Below are 17,968 nucleotides of genomic sequence, written 5' to 3' on the forward strand. Positions count from 1 at the left end.
TATCTTCCGGCTGAATAATATGTCCTTTCTTAAATCGCCTTCCCTTGAACTCGCCAGGAACGATTTTGGTCAGGTCGTGGGCCAGGACCGTGCCCACGCTATCTTCGACCCGGACTTTCTGGAGCATTTTTCCTACCTCCTTGAGCTTATAATTCGACATCCCTGGAAAAAAGCCTGCCGCTTAAGGTTAAATTTGATAATAAAACATTAAGGGCCACCGATAATTAACCGGTGACCCTTAGTTACTAGATCAGGCTTATTGCCTGCCGGTCACAGGCCAGCAGGCAGCGGCCGCAGCCCAGGCAGGTAGGGCCAATAAACCAGGGTTCGCCATCCTCTTCGCGCAGGAAGGATTTAGTAGGGCAGGCGCTCATGGCCTGGCAATCGGCCCGGCCGTCACAAATGCTGGCATCAATAAAGGCATGGCGGGCCATGTAATCTCCCCTTAATGTATAGCAGCTTCCAGCTGTTCCTTTAGCTTTTCCTTAGGCATATAGCCAATGACCCGTCCCACTTCCTGGCCATCTTTAAAGATAACCAGGGTAGGTATACTCATAATACCATAGCGGGCGGCCAGTTCCTGGTTTTCGTCAACATTTACCTTGGCAAATTTAACGTTACCATCGTAGTCTTCGGCCAGTTGATCCAGCACCGGGGCCATCATCCGGCAGGGACCGCACCAGACGGCCCAGAAATCAACTACTACTGGCAGCGGTGCTGACAATACTTCAGCTTCAAAGGCGCTGCTATCAACATTAACGGGCTTGCTCATGTTTTGGTGCCTCCTAAATTTAATAATTTTGCACTCCATCAACAACCAGCTGTTTAAAGGGTCCAAAGCCCACCAGGTCTACATCCAGGCCGCGTGAAGCTTTAATCCCCTTTTGCAGGTAAACCTTTAAGCCATTTAGCTGCTGGACAATAAAGTTTTTCACGTCAGCTGGCGCGCCTGCATACACGGCAGGACGAATTGATAGTCCAGCTCAACCGCCGCACATCTCCAGTTTAATGGTAATGGTATCGGATTTCTCTTTGATATATTGTTCCGCTTTAGGAGTGATACGGATTTCCATCTTTTATCCCCCTCTCTCGCTGCGATTATACTATAATTATTTTACGCTGTCAATAAGGCATTTATAATGGTTTCTCTGCTTTTTGGGCCTGCAGGGCCTGGTAACGCAGCCGGGCGCGGCAGGTTTCGCAGGTGTAGACGGCATTTTTATCTCGCGCCAGTTTGCGATAATCCTTATGGACCTTGGTAATTTCTTCTTTACGACCGCAGAAGGTACACTTTACTTCCATCAGTCTCACCTTCCCTGAGGGCAAATATTCAACACGCCAGGAAACTTTTCCTTTTCGACGTATATTTTTTTTCATTTTGGATAACCTGAATGCAGGCCTTAAAAGTTCGGAGGGAACCACCTTGCAGCGCGCCGAATTTTACCAGCTTGCGGGAGTTATCCTGGACCTGGCGGTAGAAGCCCATGCTTTATTACGCGGGGCTACCCAGCAGGAAGTGCCTGGTGTAAGGGAAGATAAGGAAAACTATCCCAACGCCGCCGTTACAACTATTACCATAATGAATGCCCTTGGTGAACAGGCCATGGGCAAGCCCCAGGGTACTTACATAACCATCGATGCACCGGCCCTCCGCTTTGAAAACCCGCCCGTTCACGAAGAAATAGCGGGTCTCCTGGCTCGGAAGCTCAACCTGTTGTTACAAAAATGGAATATTGGTCCTGCCGACCCGGTGCTGGTGGTGGGCCTGGGTAATTGGGAAGCCACGCCGGACTCCCTGGGCCCAAAAGTAATCAACCAGTTTACGGTTACCCGGCATTTATTAAAATACGTGCCACAAAATATGCCCCCGGGAACAAGACCCGTCAGTGCCCTGGCCCCCGGTGTCCTGGGTACTACCGGAATTGAAACAGCTGAAATCCTCAAGGGTGTGGTAGAAAAAACCCGGCCCAGGGTACTGATTGCCATTGATGCCCTTGCTGCCGGCGATCTGCAACGCATAGGCAGCAGCATTCAAATTACCGATACCGGCATTAGCCCCGGCTCAGGGGTGGGAAATCAACGTACCGGTATCAATCAACAAACCATGGGTATTCCCGTTATTGCCATCGGTATTCCTACTGTAGTTCATGCCGGGGTGATTATCTATGAAGCCCTTAGCCAGATCCAGCAAGCTTTTCCTAATGTCAACCTGCAGCTCGACCAGGCCGTGGCCCAAAACCTTACCCGTAATGTCCTGGCACCCTTTGGCGGTAACCTGACAGTAACTCCCAAAGAGGTTGACGACCTGGTACATAACCTGGCCTGGGTCATTGGTAATGCCCTGAACAGGACCCTGCATACCACTCTCCTGCAGGCTAAGGCTGCCATACCGTTACATTAAAAAAGGATGGCGGTTAAAAACCCGCCATCCGAAATTGCCGTTACTGGGTCAATCCACCCAGCCCACCGGGATTGTACTGCTGGGCATTGATGTTTAACTTCTGGCCACTGGTAGTATAAGCGGGGTTGGGCCCGCTGATGCGGCCGGTAACATTTTGGGCGGCACCCAGTTCAACGTCAGTACCTCCAAGGCCGCCGGCTGCCTGATTGCTCAGGGTCTGCTCATAAGCAGCGATCATCTTCTTGACCATGAGCCCCCCTACAGAACCGTTAACCTTGGAGGGCAGGTCACCCAGGTAACCGTCATAATTGGAGATCCCCAGTTCGCTGGCCACTTCCTGCTTGAACCTTTCCATCTGGCCGCGGGCCTGGGGGATCAGGAGACGGTTGGTCCTTCCTCCACGCGGCATTCAGTTTCACCTCCTTTTTTGTTGTGCAGTCTTAGTATGAGCCGGTGGTCTTTTTTTATGCTTAGTATTATTTGGCTAGCGTAACTTTACATTTATACTACAAAAAAGGAAAACACCCACCAGGGTGTTTTTTAAAGCCGTCCGCCATGGGCCTCAATGATCTCCCGGGCTTCATTCACCCGGGACGGCGTTGTTACTATGGTAACTAAAAAGCCCTCATTGCCGGCCACCCCGTAATCCTTTAAACCCACACCGCTGACAGAAGGGTCGGCGGCCAGCAGAGCCCTGGTATCGGTTTTTACCAGGGGGTTAATGTCAGCTGAATAGAGGGTTAAGCCGGTAATAGTATTGGCCTGGTTGGCCAGGGGATTATTGTACTGGTCATTATAACGGGTACCAAAACGTCCTACCCGGTCAAACTGGACCTCAGTTAGACCAGCCGCTTTCAGGGCATTGATGGCTTCCTGGGCTCTGGTGCTGCTGGAAAAATAAGCCAAAAGCGAGCGCTCATCCTTTTCTAATTGCATAGGACCACCTTTGCGTTAATTTTAAGCTTAGTGTGGCTGAAAAATAATTTAAACATGCCCCCTTTTTCTGGTAAATTTTGGTTGTTTTTATAATTGCAGGCTGGCCAGTTTTTGCCTGGCTGCCAGGTAAAGCTGGCGGTATTCCGGTTGCTGCCAGAGGTTTTCCCGGCAAATCAGGCGGGCATCCTGGCGAGCCTGTTCCAGGATGCGGCCATCCTCGGGTAGCCTGGCCAGGCGGAATTCCGGCAAGCCATGCTGGCGGGTACCAAAGAATTCCCCCGGCCCCCTGAGGCGCAGGTCGGCTTCGGCAATGGCAAAGCCGTCCTGGCTGGAGGCCAGAACGGCCAGCCGCTCCCGGGCCGCCTGGCTGTTGCCGGTGATGAGCAAACAGTAGGACGGTGCTGTACCGCGCCCCACCCGGCCCCGCAGCTGGTGGAGCTGGGCCAGGCCCAGCCTCTCCGCCCCTTCGATTAACATTACCGTAGCGTTGGGTACGTCGACTCCTACCTCAACTACCGTCGTCGCTACCAGGACGGCGATTTTGCCCTCCCGGAAAGCATTCATTACCTCCTCCTTTTCAGCGGGCTTAAGGCGCCCGTGGACCAGTCCCACCGCGTATTCAGGAAAGACTTCTTCCTGGAGCTTTTTCGCCATGGCTATGGCGGCTTCTGCAGCTACGCTGTCGCTTTCATCAATTAAGGGACAGATAACGTAGGCCTGGTGGCCCTTCTCAATCTCCCGGCGGATTAGCTGGTAAGCTTTTGCGCGCTGCTTTTCCGTTAAAATGCGGGTAGTTACCGGTTGCCGGCCCGGTGGTAGTTCGTCCAAAAGGGACACGTCCAGGTCGCCGTAGATTGCCAGGGCTAGGGTCCGGGGAATAGGCGTGGCTGTCATGACCAGCAGGTCGGGAGCCTGCCCTTTGGCCTGGAGGGCGGCCCGCTGGTCAACGCCAAAGCGGTGCTGCTCATCGATAACCACCAGTCCTAAAGCCTTAAAGGTTACATCTTCCTGGATCAGGGCGTGAGTACCTGCTACCAGGGGTAACCGGCCGGTGGCCAGGCCGGCCAGGATAACTTCTCGCCCGGCCCGGGAAGTACTGCCCGTAAGGACGGCCACCGGGATTTTTAAAGGCGCGAGGATCTTCTGCAAAGTTTGCCCGTGCTGCTCGGCCAGGACTTCTGTAGGGGCCATGAGGGCAGCCTGCCAGCCGCCGGCTACGGCCTTGACCATGGCTGCTGCCGCTACTACCGTTTTACCTGAACCCACATCCCCCTGGAGCAGGCGGGCCATGGGCCGCGGGTCTTCCATATCGGCCAGGATCTCGGCTAGCACCCTTTCCTGGGCCCGGGTCAGTTTAAAGGGCAGGCTGGCGATTAACTGCCGCACCAGCCCGTTGTCAGGAGTGTGGGCAACTCCCCTGAGCCCGGCTTCACGCTGCCAGCGGCTTAAGCTTAAACCAAGTTCCCAGACCAGCAGTTCTTCATACTTAAGGCGCCGCCGGGCCTGGTGCAGGGCGGTGGCGTCGGGAGGAAAATGCATATATTTTATGGCCTGGTAGCGGGGTAAAAGGCGGTAACGCTGGCATAAGGAAGGGGGTAAAATCTCCGGCAATTCTCCCTGGACTTCCTCCAGGGCCAGGTAGACAATCAGCCTCAGCCAGCGCTGGCTTAAGCCCGCCGTCAAGGGGTAAAAAGGTACAATGCGCCCCGTATGGAGGCCGCTATCCCCCTGCCCCAGGGCTTCATAGTCACTCACCTGGATTTCGGGAACATAACCCCGGTAATTTACCTTCCCGGTTAGGATAACCTCGCTGCCAGCCGGTAGCTGGCGCTTAATGAAGGGTTGGTTAAACCAGAGGGCATAGCCTGTTCCCTGCCGGCCCTGGACCAGGGCCCGGAAGAGGCGCAGGCGAGGACGTATTTCCTTTTCTTCCCAGGCTTTGATGGTTACCTGAACGGTAATTATTTCCCCGGGCGTTGCCGCCGCCAGCTCCTTTAACTGGCGCCGGTCTTCATAACGCCTGGGAAAATGCCAGAGGAGATCGCCCACCGTCTGGATGCCGAGCCGGGTCAGGCGGGCGGCCTTCTGGGGACCTACATATTTTAAAGATGCCACCGGCCGGTCGTACATCCAGTCTCATCCCCGGTTCCTGATGGCTTCATTTAGATCTTTTAGCAGGTCTTCCAGGTCAACCCCGTGGCTGCGGGCACCGCTGGCAATGGTTTCATTCATGGCACCCATACATTCCAGGCAGCTCATGCCATAGCGGTGAAATACCTGCCGCACCTGGGGATAGGCCTGCAATACTTCCATAATGGAGAGATCTTTAGTTATTTGTAAAGGAACGATGTTTTTTTGCCCTTCCCTGGGCATTCCCTCCACCCCCTGACTATTATTTTCAACAGGTTCCGGCAAGTCCCTGCCTGCCAGGAGAAATTTATTTCCTTGCTTTCTAACCCTTTCTCTGGTAAAATATCGCCCGTAGGGTTGAAAAAGCGAGGTGAAATAAATGGCCGTCTGCAGTATCTGTGGCAAAAGGACGACTACCGGCAATCAGGTCAGCCACTCCAATATTAAGACCAAACGCACCTGGTCTCCTAATCTCCAGCGGGTGAAGATTATTTTAAACGGTACTCCTAAAAAGGTTTACGTCTGTACACGCTGCCTGCGTTCAGGCAAAGTGCAACGGGCTATCTAAGAAGCATTTAAATAACCCGGGGTCACTAACCCCGGGTTTTATCTTATTTATACCGGCCAGGGCAACTCCTTCAGGACTTCGCCGGTTGCCAGGGCCAAGATTTTCACGCTAGCGTCGTCGGCGACGGCTACTGTTTTGAACTTGCCCAGGGGGCCGCTGTGGGGCAGGCTGGGACTGCCCGGGTTGACAAAGAGGCGCCCCTCCCTGGCAGCCAGCATGGCTACATGGGTATGACCGGTTATCCACAGGTCGGCCCGGTAATAGGCGGCCAGGGTTTCTGCTTCGCCTTCACCTAAACGGTGGCCGTGCTGGGCGATGAGGCGGTGCTTACCCATCTGGACAACTACCTGCTCAGGCATTGGTAAATTTAAGACCATGGCATCTACTTCCGCGTCGCAATTGCCCCGGGCAATCAAGAGGGGTACCGGAGACTGCTGCAAAAGCCCGGCCAGGTCCTTAGGAGCATAGGCGGCCACAATGGGATTCCTGGGGCCGTGGTAAAGGACATCGCCGGCATGGATGATCAGGTCTACACCCTGAAAGCAGTTGGCCAGGGCCTGTTCCCAGGCGGTGCCGTCGCCATGGGTATCGCTGATGATACCTACCCGCATCTTAACTCCCTGCCCCTGCCATTGTTTTAAAGAGATTGGCCATTTCCATGGCGGCCATGGCGGCATCAAAGCCTTTATTGCCGGCCTTGGTACCGGCCCGCTCTATAGCCTGCTCAATATTGTCGGCAGTTATCAGCCCGTAGATTACCGGTACGCCGCTATTCAGGCTTACCTGGGCAATGCCCTTGGTCACCTCGGCGGCTACATATTCAAAGTGGGGGGTGGCCCCGCGGATGACTGCCCCCAGGCAAATGACGGCGTCGTAACCCCGGGCCGTCATTTTTTGCGCCGCCAGGGGGATTTCAAAGGCTCCCGGCACCCAGGCCACATCAATGGCCGCCGGGTCGGCGCCGTGGCGGTTCAGGGCATCCAGGGCCCCTTCCAGCAGTTTGGAGGTGATAAACTCGTTGAAGCGACTGATAACAATGCCGAATTTTAGTCCCCGGGCCTGCAGCTGGCCCTCTAAGATGTTGGGCATGGGAAAAAGGCCTCCTTCTCGAAATATCTAATCTGCTTGCCAATGAACAGGCTAATACCGTAAAAATAACTCTCTCATGGGCTGGCATTGTTTGGCTCGCTCCGTGGTCCTCGCGAAGCGGCCTATGGCTCAGCTTCGGGCTAGGGCGCCCAGCACTCACTAAACTCAGGTACTTCCAAAGGTAGTACGACTGCATAAACCGAAGAACTGGTTACTGTAACTTGGTTACTGTGAGTGCTGGGCGGCCTATTCGGCATCCTTGCCTTTAGAATCCGGCCGAAGGCCTCACTGTCCTCGGCCCCGCTTATCATCCCTCAGCTTCGCCGTGGCCGCTTAGCCGCTCGGTAGAAGCTCGCTCGCTTCAACAAATACCAGCCGGGACATACCCCGCCATTTGCCTGCATACGCTTTGTTATCTCAACTTATCTGCAGCAGGTGGCCCATTTTTTCCTTTTTCGTTTTCAGGTAATGCCTGTTAACCCGGTTGGGGCACATTTCGATGGGAACCCTTTCGACAACCTTAAGGCCATATCCTTCCAGGCCGGCAATCTTTTTGGGATTATTGGTGAGGAGGCGGATCTGGCGGATTCCCAGGTCGGCCAGGATCTGGGCACCGATGCCGTAATCGCGCAAATCGGCCGGGAAACCCAGGGCTTCATTGGCTTCCACCGTATCCTTGCCCTCTTCCTGGAGCTTGTAGGCCTTGATTTTGTTGAGAAGGCCTATCCCCCGCCCTTCCTGGCGCATATAGAGGATAACGCCGCGGCCTTCCGCTTCAATCATGGCCATGGCCTGCTGGAGCTGCTCGCCGCAGTCGCAGCGTAAGGATCCAAAAACATCCCCCGTCAGGCACTCGGAGTGGACCCGGACCAGGACCGGCTGGCCGCCGTCAATATCCCCTTTGACCAGGGCCAGGTGCCCTTTGCCGTTCATTATTTCTTCATAGGCAATGGCTTTAAAATGGCCGTAACTGGTGGGCAGGTCGGCCTCAGCCACCCGGCGGACCAGTTTCTCCGTCCGGCGGCGGTATTTAATTAAATCGGCGATGGTAATGAGCTTTAAACCGTGTTCCCGGCAGAAGGCATAGAGCTGGGGTACCCGGGCCATGGTGCCGTCGGGATTCATAATTTCGCAGATGACCCCGGCCGGGTAGAGGCCGGCCAGGCGGGCGAGATCAACGGCGGCTTCCGTATGGCCGGCCCGCCTCAACACCCCGTCTTCTCTGGCCCGCAGGGGAAAAATGTGTCCCGGCCGGCGCAGGTCTTCGGGCCGGGTGCGGGGATCAATAATCTTTTTTACCGTCAGGGCCCTTTCATAGGCGGAAATGCCGGTAGTCACCTCGGCTGCATCCACGGAAACGGTAAAGGCCGTCCCCATGGACTCGTTATTCTGAGTGACCATGGGGCCCAGCTCCAGTTCATCCAGGCGCTTGCCCTCCACGGGGACACAGATCAGGCCCCGGGCATGGGTGGCCATGAAATTAATGGCTTCCGGGGTAACCTTCTCCGCAGCGATAATCAAATCGCCTTCGTTTTCCCGGTCCTCGTCATCCACCACCACCACCATGCGCCCGGCCCGTATATCGGCAAGGGCTTCTTCAATGGTATTAAATTTAATTTCTCCTTCGCCCATGGCGAACCACCTTCTTCCCCAAATATTAAATAAAGCCATTGGCGGCCAGAAACTCCACGGTCAAACCCCTGCGGGCCGGCTCCTCTTGCGGCCCGGTGAGGAGCCTTTCCAGGTAACGGGCCAGCAGGTCGACTTCAATATTCACCTTGTCCCCCGGCCCTTTGGTCCCCAAGATGGTATGCCGGGCCGTATGGGGAATGATGCCGACTGTTACCATGTTCCCTTCTACGGCAATGACCGTCAGGCTGGTACCATCAAGGGCCAGGGATCCTTTGGGAGCAATGTAGCGTTCCAGGCCGGGAGGTACCGCCACCACCAGTTCCCAGGCGATGCCTGCCTGCCGCTTCGTTTTAATTTCCCCTACGCCGTCCACGTGACCGCTGACCAGGTGGCCGCCCAGCCGCTCGCCCAGCTGCAGGGCCCGTTCCAGGTTGACCTTATCTCCAGCTTTTAAATAGCCCAGGGTGGTAACCCTCAAGGTTTCAGCCATAACTTCGGCTACCAGGGCTCCTGCCTTTAACTCAATTACCGTCAGGCAGGCGCCGTTAACGGCAATACTGTCGCCACACCTGGTCCCGGCCAGGACTTTCGCGGCGGCAATGGTTAACCGCGCTCCCTGGGTCCTGGGTTCTACCCGCTGGATGGTGCCTATTTCTTCAATCAAGCCGGTGAACAAGCTCTTTCCCCTCTTTAGCCAAGTATCCACTTAACATAATATCCACGCCACAGGGTTCCACCTGGATTCTTTCCAGCTGCCAGGCTTCTTCCGGGCTGGCTACCCCCAGGCCCCCTACCGGTCCAGGGGCGGCAATGCCGCCAAAGATCTTGGGAGCAATAAGGGCCACCACCTTATCTACTACCCCGGCAGCCAGGGCGGTAGCATTTACCCCGGCCCCGCCTTCTACAAGAATACTGGTAATCTGGCGCCGGGCCAGTTCAGCCAGCAGGGGCTGCCAGGCCACCCGGCCGTCTTCTGCCGGTAAGACTATGACCTCGATGCCCCTGGCAGCCAGCTGCTGCCGGGCTTCTACCGGCGCTGCCGCGGTGGTGGCCACCAGGGTGGGCGCCGGGGAAGCCAGGTTCAACACCCTGGCCGTTAAAGGTATCCTTAAATGGCTGTCCAGGATTACCCTCACGGCGTCACGGCCCTTGCCCCCCGGCAGGCGGGTGGTGAGCTCGGGGTCATCGGCCAGGACGGTGCCGATTCCCACCAGGATGGCGTCATGGGTATCCCGTAGCTCATGGGCCTTTTGCCTGGCTGCCGGGCCGGTAATCCAGCGGGAAGCCCCGGAACGGGTGGCGATTTTACCGTCCAGGGTTAGGGCCATCTTGAGGGTCACCCAGGGCTGCCCGGTGGTAATATACTTGATAAAGGCTTCATTCAGCCGCCGGGCTTCATCTTCTAAGAGGCCCATCTCCACTTCAATCCCGGCCCGGCGGAGGGCCTGGAAGCCGCCACCGGCCACCTTGGGATTGGGGTCGGCCATGGCTGCCACCACCCGCCGGATACCAGCGGTAATGATGGCTTCCGTGCAGGGCGGTGTGCGGCCATAGTGACAGCAGGGCTCCAGGGTAACATAGAGGGTGGCGCCCCTAGCTGCTTCACCGGCGGCCCGCAGGGCATGGACCTCGGCATGGGGGGTACCGGCCTGCTGGTGGTAGCCTTCACCTACCACCCGGCCGTCCCGGACAATAACGGCGCCCACGGCCGGGTTGGGGCTGGTACGGCCCAGGCCCAGCCGGGCAAGTTCCAGAGCCCGGCGCATGTACTCGACATCCTCTGGAGACATTTCCGCTTGCTCCTCTTAATTTCTTTTTAATTTCTTTTCAAGGTATTAAAAAACCCCGGGGTTGTACTCCGGGGTTAGACAGGGCAAAGGATACAAAACGCCTTCTCCCTTCCAGACTGTCACTGTCGGCCCCGGAATTGCACCGGGTCTGCCTTTGCGGCTCGCGGGCTTTTACCGCCGGTAAGGAATTGCACCTAACCCCGAAGGACGTTACTGTAATTATAGACCTATAGCCCGCCGGCGTCAAGGAGCAGGTGTTAACCTCCCTGCCTGTCGTAAAGTGTTGATGGCTGCCGCCCGGTCAGGGCTGCCAAAGATGGCCGAACCGGCTACCAGGACGGTGGCTCCCGCCTGGCAGGCGGCCGGGGCTGTGACCGGGGTAATGCCCCCGTCTACCTCCAGCAAGATGTCCTGTTTATTCTGCCGCAACCTGGCGGACAGGGAGGCTATTTTCGGCAACATGGCCGGGATAAAGTCCTGGCCCCCAAAGCCCGGATTTACTGTCATTAATAAAATCATATCCACCTCACCTAAGATATGATCCAGCACCGAGAGCGGTGTGGCCGGGTTTAAGGCTACTGCCGGCCGGCAGCCGGCAGCGCGGATTTGCTGCAGCACCCGGTGGAGGTGGGTACAGGCTTCGGCGTGGACGCTGATATAGTCGGCGCCAGCTGCCGCAAAGGGAGCGATAAAGTCTTCCGGGTGGGAAAGCATCAGGTGCACATCAAAAATCAGCCGGCTTTTTGGCCGTAAGGCGGCCACCAGGTCCGGCCCGAAGGTAATATTGGGGACAAAATGGCCATCCATGATATCCAGGTGCAACCAGTCAGCACCCCCGGCAGCTACGTCTTCTATTTCAGCCTGGAGGTTACCGAAGTCGGCAGCCAGCAGTGAGGGAGCAATAAAGGGCATTATTAATAACTCCTTTCCCTGGCAATAACCTCAGCTAAAAAATTCAGGTAATGCTCATAACGGTGCCTGGCAATTTCCCCGGCCTCTACCGCTGCTGCTACGGCACAGCCGGGTTCACCCCGGTGCAGGCAGGAATTAAAACGGCAACGGCCTATTAAGGGTTCCATCTCACGAAAATAGCCAGCTACCTCTAACCTGTCCAGGGATGGTAAATCCAGGCGGCTGAAGCCCGGAGTGTCGGCTACCCAGCCCCCGCCCGGGAGACGGATTAATTCGGCATGACGGGTGGTATGGCGGCCACGGCCCCCTTTGGCGCTCACTTCGCCCGTCCGTAAGTTGAGTTCCGGCTGGAGGGCATTGAGGAGGGAGGACTTGCCCACGCCGGAGGGGCCAGCAAAGGTACTGAGCCGCCCTGCCAGGACCTCCCTGAGCTTCTCTACACCCTGGCCAGTGCGGGCACTGGCGATTAAATTCGGATAGCCGATTTGCCGGTAAATACCGGGTAAATCCTGGTAGTCCTTCCGGGCGACATCGACTTTATTCCAGACAATAATGGCCTGAATATCCTTAACGCCACTCAAAAAAAGTAGGCGATCCAGCAGTTCCAGGTCTGGTGGCGGCGTGCTTAAGGAGAAAACGATAATAGCCTGCTCCACATTGGCCACGGCCGGACGCTCCAGGAGGGTACGCCGGGGTTTTACAGCTTCAATCACCCCTTCCCCGGGACCCAGGGGCACCATTTCCACCCGGTCACCTGGCAGGAGGTCTGTCTCCCGTCGAAAGCGGCCACGCAGGCGGCAGGTCCAGACCTGGCCCCCGCTTTCCACATAGTAAAAACCACCGTAACGCCGTAAAAGGATGCCTTCCATGCCATCCTCCCTACGGTAAATCCCGCACGTAAATAAGATTGCCATCGCGGAAGACCTGGAGCTTACCCTTACCAAAGTACGTGATCACGGTCTGGATTTGCTGGCCTTTCTCCTGCTTCTTATTCAATACCTCGCTGGTCCCTTTCGCATCGGTAACAACGATCCGCACCTCGTGATCTTTATCATCTGGCGCCGGGGGAACAGTGACGCCCAGTTGTTTCTGAGCCGGTCCCGGCCCCTGGCTGACAACTAAATTAATGGCACTACCCTGCAGGACACTGGACCCCGGTCGCGGGTCCTGGTCAATAACTATCCCAGGGAATTGCTCCTCGCTGCGCTGGTAAGTCAGGGTCCCTTGCTGCAGCTTCGCCGCCGCCAGCTGCTGTTGGGCCTCAGCCAGGGAATAGCCTATCAGCCTGGGAGCAGGGACCAACTGGGGTTCCGGTCCTTTACTGACAATCAGCCTGACCTCGGTACCTTCGGGCTGCTTGGTGTTACCGGGAGGATTTTGCTCTACTACTGATCCGGCGGGAATACTGGGATGATATACTTTCAGTGAATCGCCTACAACCCGTAAACCGGCATTTTCCAGCTGCAGGCGGGCCTCCCGTTCCGTAAAACCAACGACGGGGGGCACCGTCACCATACGGCTACCCTGGCTGACGGTCAGGGTTACAACCCGCCCGCGGCGGACCCGTTCCCCGGCTGCGGGCTCCTGGGCCATAACCTGTCCCGCCGGTATCTCGGCATTATACTGCCTGCTGCCAACCTGGCCACGCAAACCGGCTGCCGCCAGCCGGTCCATGGCCTGGCCTTCAGTAAGGCCAGTTACAGGCGGTACCACCGTCTCCCCGACGAGGAGGTAATAACGAAATCCAGCCCACAGGCCGGCGGCAGCCAGGCCTAAAAAGAGGAGGACCATTAAAACCCAGGCCCACACTCGCGGCCGCCGGCGCGGCCGGGCGGGACTGGCCGGTGGGTCGGGAGCCTCCAGCGCTGGCAGGACCTGGGTGGCAAAGGTATCTTCCGTCAGGGCATTTCTTACGGCCAGCAGGTCGGAACGTAAGGCGGCCGCCGACGGGTAGCGTCGTTCCGGCTCCTTTTCCAGGGTACGCATGACAATACGCTCCAGGGCCGGCGGGACACCGGGGTTTATTTCCCGCAAGGGCCGTGGGGATTCCTGGATATGCTTGATGGCCACGGCTACCGGGGTCTCACCGTGGAAAGGAAGATCCCCGGTCAGCATTTCATACAGGACAATACCAAAGGAATAAATATCGGCCGCTGCGCCGGTAACCCCGCCCCTGGCCTGCTCTGGCGCCAGATAATGAACAGAACCGACCATGGTGCCGTTGTAAGACATGGTCGCTTCGTTGACGGCCTGGGCGATACCAAAATCAGTTACCTTGACCCGGCCATTGCGGGTAATGAGGATGTTATGGGGTTTAATATCCCGGTGGATAACGCCATTTTCATGGGCATGCTCCAGGGCGTCACAAATCTGCAGGGCTATATCTATAGCCTCCAGGGGCGGCAGGGGCGCCCGTTCGGTGATAAGATCCTTTAATGACCGCCCCTCAACATACTCCATAATCAGGTAATGGATGCCGTCTTCCTGGCCGACGTCATAAATACTGACCACATTGGGATGGGACAAGCTGGCTACAGCCTGGGCTTCCCTCTGGAACCGGGTTAAAAAATCCTTATCGCTGGCATACTGTTCCCGCAAAATTTTGATGGTCACATAGCGGTGCAGCAGGCGGTCCTGGCCCCGGTAGACCCGGGCCATACCCCCGCCCCCCAGTTCATCAATTATCTCATAACGACCTTCCAGGATTTTGCCAATCATTTTATCCATCTTATCACCGCCTCAAGGCTGCCGCCAGAATTTCCCGGGCCAGGGGAGCTGCTATAACGCCGCCCGCACCGGCATTTTCCACTACTACGGCTACAGCGATCCGGGGTTCATCCGCCGTGGCAAAGGCCACCAGCCAGGCATGGGCTTCGCCCCCGGGGTTCTGGGCTGAGCCTGTTTTGGCCGCCACCTGGATCCCCGGTAAGCTTGCGGCCGTAGCTGTCCCACCGTTAACTGTAGCCACCATGGCTTCTTTAATATCCGTCGCTACTTTAGCCCCGGTTACCACCTGGAGAGGCCGCGGCACAGCCTGCCAGAGGAGCCGGCCACCTGCTACCGTTATCTTCTCGACCAGGTAAGGTTGCATTAAGATACCCTTATTGGCAATGGCCGCCGTGACCATGGCCATTTGCAGGGGCGTTGCCAGGACGGCCCCCTGGCCAATGGCGCCCTCTGCCAGGGCGCTGGCATCCAGGCGGCCCGGCACCCGGGATTCCTCGACTGGCAGGTCAAATTTTAAAGGTTTATCAAAGCCATACAGGGCTGCCGTTTCTTTGAATTTATCCGCCCCGGCTTCCAGGGCCAGGGTGGCAAAGGTAACATTGCAGGAATACATCATGGCCTGCTGGAAATTCAGGTGGCCATGGGGCCGGGGACAGGTAAGCTTCCAACCCTGGACCTCCAGGTAGCCCGGGCAGTAGAAATCACGCTGCAAAATACCAGGGTCGACTTCCAGGGCCGCGGTGGCCGTTACCAGCTTCATAATCGAACCAGGGGGATAGAGGCCCTGGATGGCCCGGTTCAAGAGGGGACTGCCGGCGCCGGGGCTATTAATCCGCTGCCATTCCTCCTCCAGCCGGTTGGGGTCAAAGGTCGGGCTGCTGGCCAGGGCCAGGACGGCACCGGTACGCGGGTCCAGGGCCACAGCCGCTCCCCGCCGGCCGGCCAGCAAGCTGGTTGCCAGGCGTTGTAAATCGGCATCCAGGGTCAGGGTCAGGTCATTACCCCGGGCCACCTGGCCCATTAAACGCCGCCCTTGATTAAGGAGGTGCTGCCAGCCGGTAAAACCCAGGAGGTCCCCATCCCGGCTGGCTTCCAGGCCACTGCTGCCAAAGCGCCCGGAAACATACCCTACCACCAGGGCTGCTGCCGGGCCGTAAGGGTACTGGCGCTGGAACTGGCCCGGGTTCCCCACTGTCCGGGCCAGGACCCTGCCGGCGCGATCATAAATCGCCCCGCGCTCGGTTTGCTGCTCCACCAGGTTCAAGCGCGGATTTAGCGGGTTTAAATATAACCTCTCGCCGGCTATGGCCTGGATGTAGGTCAGGTGAACAATAAGAATGACGAAAATTACGCCTGTCGCCAGGGCCAGGCGGCGCACCCTGGTTTTCATGGTTTGGCCTCCCGGCCGGCAGCACTGACATTGAGGAGTAAAGCTAACAGCAGGTAGCTAATCACCAGGGAACTACCGCCATAACTGACAAAGGGCAGGGTCACCCCCGTCAGGGGCAGGAGTTTGCTGACCCCGGCCATGATGACCAGGGCCTGGAAAGTACAGAGGACGGTCAGCCCGCCAGCCAGCAACATGCCCTGTTCCTCGGGGGCCCGGAGGGCGGCCCGGAAACCTCGCAGGGCAAATAACAGGTAGAAAAGAATAACCCCCAGGCTGCCCATTAATCCCATTTCCTCGCCCATGGTAGCAAAGATAAAGTCCGTGGCTACGGCCGGGATCACCTGGGAATAACCCAGGCCCAAGCCAGTACCAAAGATACCGCCGCTGCCCAGGGAGATCAGGGCCTGGACAACCTGGTAACCTGCCCCGGTATAATCAGCCCAGGGGTTGATCCACACGGCAATGCGCGCCCGGAGATAGGGAAAAGCCAGGTAAGCCAGTACCGCCCCCAGGCTAAATAAGGCTCCTCCCGCCACACAAAAGCGTAATTTCCCGGTGGCCAGGTAAAGCATGGCCAGGAAAGTAACGAGGAGAATCAGGGCTGAACCCAGGTCCCGCTGCAGGACCAGCAATAGAACGGCCATAGCTACAGCGACCAGGAGGGGGCCCCAGGATATCCGCCCTGCTCCCTGGACCAGTAGTTCCCTTTTGTCGCTTAAATAGCCGGCCAGGTACATGACCATGAGAACCTTGACAGCTTCTACCGGTTGCATGCGGAAGGAACCAAGGGTCAGCCAGCTCTTGGCCCCACCGATGCGCGTCCCTGCCAGGACGGTAATGAAGAGGAAAAAAAGCCCCAGGGATAAAAAGAGATAGGGGTACTGCTCCAGGCGCTGGTAATCCCGAAAACCAGTGGCTACGACTATCAGGACTAAAAGCCCCAGTATGGTCCAGATAATCTGGCGGTAAGCCAGACCGGGATCCAGGCGGAACAAAAAGGTAAGGCCCAGGGCCGTCAGGCTGGCCGCCAGGGGAAGGAGAAATTGATCGCCACCATGGCGGGTAACCCTTAAAATCAAGTGCACCCCCCAGAAGCCCCCCAGCAGCAGGGCCAGGGCATAGGCCGGCTGCCAGCCTGGTTGGCGGGGGACAAAGGTTACCATATAACCGTACCCGGCAGTCAGGATTAAAGACGGCCAGATGAGCAGGGCCATCTCCTGCCCCCGGTTCGTGCTGGTGCCGCTGCTACTCATAAAGGGCCAACACCACCGTAACATTATCCGGCCCGCCCCGTTCCAGGGCCAACCGCAGCAATTCCCGGGTAGCTCCAGCCAGTTCCTGGTGGCGGTTCATGATAGCCGCCAGCTCCTGATCGGGAATGACCTCATAAAGGCCGTCAGTACATAAAAGCAACCGGTCCCCCGGCTTAAGCTCAATTTCCCGGCTGTCAATATTCACCGTACCCCCGGTACCCAGGGCCCGGGTAAGAATATTGCGCTGGGGGTGCTGGCGGGCCTCTTCCGCCGTCAGGCCGCCGCAGCGGACTAGTTCGCCAACATAAGAATGATCGTTAGTTAAGACCTCTAACTGTCCGTCCCGGAAAAGGTAAGCACGGCTGTCACCGATGTGGACCAGGAAACCCTTTGGCCCCACTATCCAGACGGCCGTCATGGTCGTACCCATCCCCGCCCGTTCCCGGCTGGACAGGGAAGAACGGTAAACTATTTCGTTGGCAAAGGCTGCCGCTGCCAGCAACCGGGACAATGGTTCCCCCGTTGTCCCGTTAAAAAGCCTGTCTTGCAGGGCCCGTAGAGCCAGGTGGCTGGCAACTTCCCCGGCCTGGTGCCCGCCCATACCATCGGCTACTGCAAAAAGCCCCCGTTCAACGTCGATAATAAAATAATCTTCATTACCGGGCCGCACCAGTCCGGTATGGGAAAGGGCGTCGGCTCGCATCTTCCCACCCCACTTTAAAGGTCACGCCGCCAATCCGTACTTGATCGCCGGGCCGTAAACTCTGCGGACCGGTTAGTAACTGGCCGTTAACGTAAGTCCCATTGGTGCTATCCAGGTCAAGCAACTGCCATTCTTCTCCGCTACGGGTAATTACAGCGTGGCGGGCCGAAACGTGAATGTCATTGATGACAATATCGTTATGTTTATCGCGGCCAATGGTAATATTTTCGCCGAGGAAGTATCTTTCTCCTCTTTTTATGTTCCCGTTTTTTGCTTCCAGGACGGTTAAAACGGGCCGGCCCCTGGCGGCAGGGGAACGCTTAAGGGTATGTCCCGGCCCCAGCTCCAGGTACATGAGCCTTAAGACATGCCACAGGAAAAGGTAGATTAAAACTACAAAGACAAATCTCAACCCGGCCAGTAAAATTTCCGCCAAA

The 17,968-nt window shown here is 57.1% G+C and carries 23 protein-coding genes and 1 riboswitch; of the genes, 2 read left to right on the forward strand and 21 right to left on the reverse strand.

Annotation, left to right across the window (positions count from 1 at the left end):
• The 5 genes from MOST_RS18535 to MOST_RS09260 form a co-directional block, all read right to left on the reverse strand.
• Positions 1 to 127, reverse strand: a 127-nt coding sequence (locus tag MOST_RS18535; RefSeq protein WP_489676595.1) for a DUF8806 domain-containing protein, incomplete at its 3' end; no start/stop codon positions are given.
• 118 nt (positions 128 to 245) lie between these two features.
• Positions 246 to 434 (reverse strand): ferredoxin family protein, encoded by a 189-nt coding sequence (locus MOST_RS09250; protein WP_054938280.1) that lies wholly within the window; start codon positions 432 to 434, stop codon positions 246 to 248.
• Positions 435 to 445: 11 nt separating this feature from the next.
• Positions 446 to 772 (reverse strand): thioredoxin, encoded by a 327-nt coding sequence (trxA, locus tag MOST_RS09255; protein ID WP_054938281.1) that lies wholly within the window; start codon positions 770 to 772, stop codon positions 446 to 448.
• Between the two features lie 19 nt (positions 773 to 791).
• Positions 792 to 1,073: a CC/Se motif family (seleno)protein gene (locus MOST_RS18240; RefSeq protein ID WP_277995738.1), complete on the reverse strand. Its 282-nt coding sequence runs from the start codon at positions 1,071 to 1,073 to the stop codon at positions 792 to 794.
• Positions 1,074 to 1,134: 61 nt separating this feature from the next.
• A complete protein-coding gene (locus MOST_RS09260) occupies positions 1,135 to 1,302 on the reverse strand; it encodes a DUF2197 domain-containing protein (protein ID WP_106007119.1) in 168 nt (55 codons plus the stop codon).
• A 121-nt stretch (positions 1,303 to 1,423) separates the two neighbouring features.
• Here MOST_RS09260 and gpr point away from each other — a divergent pair, with 121 nt between their 5' ends.
• Positions 1,424 to 2,401, forward strand: a complete 978-nt coding sequence (gpr, locus tag MOST_RS09265) for a GPR endopeptidase (RefSeq protein WP_054938282.1) — start codon at positions 1,424 to 1,426, stop codon at positions 2,399 to 2,401.
• A gap of 40 nt (positions 2,402 to 2,441) precedes the next feature.
• On the opposite strand, the gene MOST_RS09270 is transcribed toward gpr, so the two are convergent.
• From MOST_RS09270 to MOST_RS09285, 4 genes are all read right to left on the reverse strand, one after another.
• Entirely contained in the window at positions 2,442 to 2,810 is a 369-nt protein-coding gene (locus tag MOST_RS09270) for an alpha/beta-type small acid-soluble spore protein (protein WP_083476853.1), read from the reverse strand.
• A 131-nt stretch (positions 2,811 to 2,941) separates the two neighbouring features.
• On the reverse strand, positions 2,942 to 3,337 hold the full coding sequence (locus tag MOST_RS09275) for a hypothetical protein (protein ID WP_054938283.1): 396 nt from the start codon (positions 3,335 to 3,337) through the stop codon (positions 2,942 to 2,944).
• A gap of 87 nt (positions 3,338 to 3,424) precedes the next feature.
• Positions 3,425 to 5,467, reverse strand: coding sequence for an ATP-dependent DNA helicase RecG (gene recG / locus MOST_RS09280; RefSeq protein WP_054938284.1), 2,043 nt, complete (start codon positions 5,465 to 5,467; stop codon positions 3,425 to 3,427).
• A 6-nt stretch (positions 5,468 to 5,473) separates the two neighbouring features.
• Entirely contained in the window at positions 5,474 to 5,710 is a 237-nt protein-coding gene (locus MOST_RS09285; protein WP_054938416.1) for a DUF1858 domain-containing protein, read from the reverse strand.
• Between the two features lie 136 nt (positions 5,711 to 5,846).
• Between MOST_RS09285 and rpmB the strand changes: the two genes are divergently transcribed.
• On the forward strand, positions 5,847 to 6,035 hold the full coding sequence (gene rpmB, locus MOST_RS09290) for a 50S ribosomal protein L28 (RefSeq protein WP_083476854.1): 189 nt from the start codon (positions 5,847 to 5,849) through the stop codon (positions 6,033 to 6,035).
• Positions 6,036 to 6,082: 47 nt separating this feature from the next.
• On the opposite strand, the gene yfcE is transcribed toward rpmB, so the two are convergent.
• The 12 genes from yfcE to MOST_RS09350 form a co-directional block, all read right to left on the reverse strand.
• Positions 6,083 to 6,646 (reverse strand): phosphodiesterase, encoded by a 564-nt coding sequence (gene yfcE, locus MOST_RS09295; protein ID WP_054938285.1) that lies wholly within the window; start codon positions 6,644 to 6,646, stop codon positions 6,083 to 6,085.
• 1 nt (position 6,647) lies between these two features.
• A complete protein-coding gene (gene ribH, locus MOST_RS09300; RefSeq protein ID WP_054938286.1) occupies positions 6,648 to 7,124 on the reverse strand; it encodes a 6,7-dimethyl-8-ribityllumazine synthase in 477 nt (158 codons plus the stop codon).
• Between the two features lie 417 nt (positions 7,125 to 7,541).
• Positions 7,542 to 8,756: a bifunctional 3,4-dihydroxy-2-butanone-4-phosphate synthase/GTP cyclohydrolase II gene (locus tag MOST_RS09305; RefSeq protein ID WP_054938287.1), complete on the reverse strand. Its 1,215-nt coding sequence runs from the start codon at positions 8,754 to 8,756 to the stop codon at positions 7,542 to 7,544.
• Positions 8,757 to 8,781: 25 nt separating this feature from the next.
• Positions 8,782 to 9,432, reverse strand: coding sequence for a riboflavin synthase (locus tag MOST_RS09310; protein WP_054938288.1), 651 nt, complete (start codon positions 9,430 to 9,432; stop codon positions 8,782 to 8,784).
• Positions 9,413 to 10,546: a bifunctional diaminohydroxyphosphoribosylaminopyrimidine deaminase/5-amino-6-(5-phosphoribosylamino)uracil reductase RibD gene (ribD, locus tag MOST_RS09315; protein WP_054938289.1), complete on the reverse strand. Its 1,134-nt coding sequence runs from the start codon at positions 10,544 to 10,546 to the stop codon at positions 9,413 to 9,415. The genes MOST_RS09310 and ribD overlap by 20 nt, the downstream gene beginning before the upstream one ends.
• Before the next feature lie 95 nt (positions 10,547 to 10,641).
• A riboswitch (FMN riboswitch) is annotated at positions 10,642 to 10,759 on the reverse strand.
• Positions 10,760 to 10,789: 30 nt separating this feature from the next.
• Positions 10,790 to 11,458, reverse strand: a complete 669-nt coding sequence (rpe, locus tag MOST_RS09320) for a ribulose-phosphate 3-epimerase (RefSeq protein ID WP_054938291.1) — start codon at positions 11,456 to 11,458, stop codon at positions 10,790 to 10,792.
• A gap of 2 nt (positions 11,459 to 11,460) precedes the next feature.
• A complete protein-coding gene (rsgA, locus tag MOST_RS09325) occupies positions 11,461 to 12,327 on the reverse strand; it encodes a ribosome small subunit-dependent GTPase A (RefSeq protein WP_054938292.1) in 867 nt (288 codons plus the stop codon).
• Between the two features lie 10 nt (positions 12,328 to 12,337).
• On the reverse strand, positions 12,338 to 14,185 hold the full coding sequence (gene pknB / locus MOST_RS09330) for a Stk1 family PASTA domain-containing Ser/Thr kinase (RefSeq protein ID WP_054938293.1): 1,848 nt from the start codon (positions 14,183 to 14,185) through the stop codon (positions 12,338 to 12,340).
• Positions 14,186 to 14,189: 4 nt separating this feature from the next.
• Positions 14,190 to 15,575 carry a peptidoglycan D,D-transpeptidase FtsI family protein gene (locus MOST_RS09335; RefSeq protein WP_054938294.1) on the reverse strand — a complete coding sequence of 462 codons (1,386 nt, stop codon included), beginning with the start codon at positions 15,573 to 15,575 and terminating at the stop codon, positions 14,190 to 14,192.
• Positions 15,572 to 16,828, reverse strand: coding sequence for an FtsW/RodA/SpoVE family cell cycle protein (locus MOST_RS09340; RefSeq protein ID WP_054938295.1), 1,257 nt, complete (start codon positions 16,826 to 16,828; stop codon positions 15,572 to 15,574). The genes MOST_RS09335 and MOST_RS09340 overlap by 4 nt, the downstream gene beginning before the upstream one ends.
• Positions 16,821 to 17,531, reverse strand: coding sequence for a Stp1/IreP family PP2C-type Ser/Thr phosphatase (locus MOST_RS09345; RefSeq protein ID WP_054938296.1), 711 nt, complete (start codon positions 17,529 to 17,531; stop codon positions 16,821 to 16,823). The genes MOST_RS09340 and MOST_RS09345 overlap by 8 nt, the downstream gene beginning before the upstream one ends.
• The gene (locus MOST_RS09350; RefSeq protein ID WP_161952827.1) at positions 17,485 to 17,967 is read right to left on the reverse strand and encodes an FHA domain-containing protein; all 483 of its coding nucleotides are present in this window, start codon (positions 17,965 to 17,967) and stop codon (positions 17,485 to 17,487) included. The genes MOST_RS09345 and MOST_RS09350 overlap by 47 nt, the downstream gene beginning before the upstream one ends.
• Position 17,968 lies beyond the last annotated feature (1 nt).

Origin of the sequence: Neomoorella stamsii (genome assembly GCF_002995805.1) — a bacterium.
Classification (GTDB): domain Bacteria; phylum Bacillota; class DSM-521; order Neomoorellales; family Neomoorellaceae; genus Neomoorella; species Neomoorella stamsii.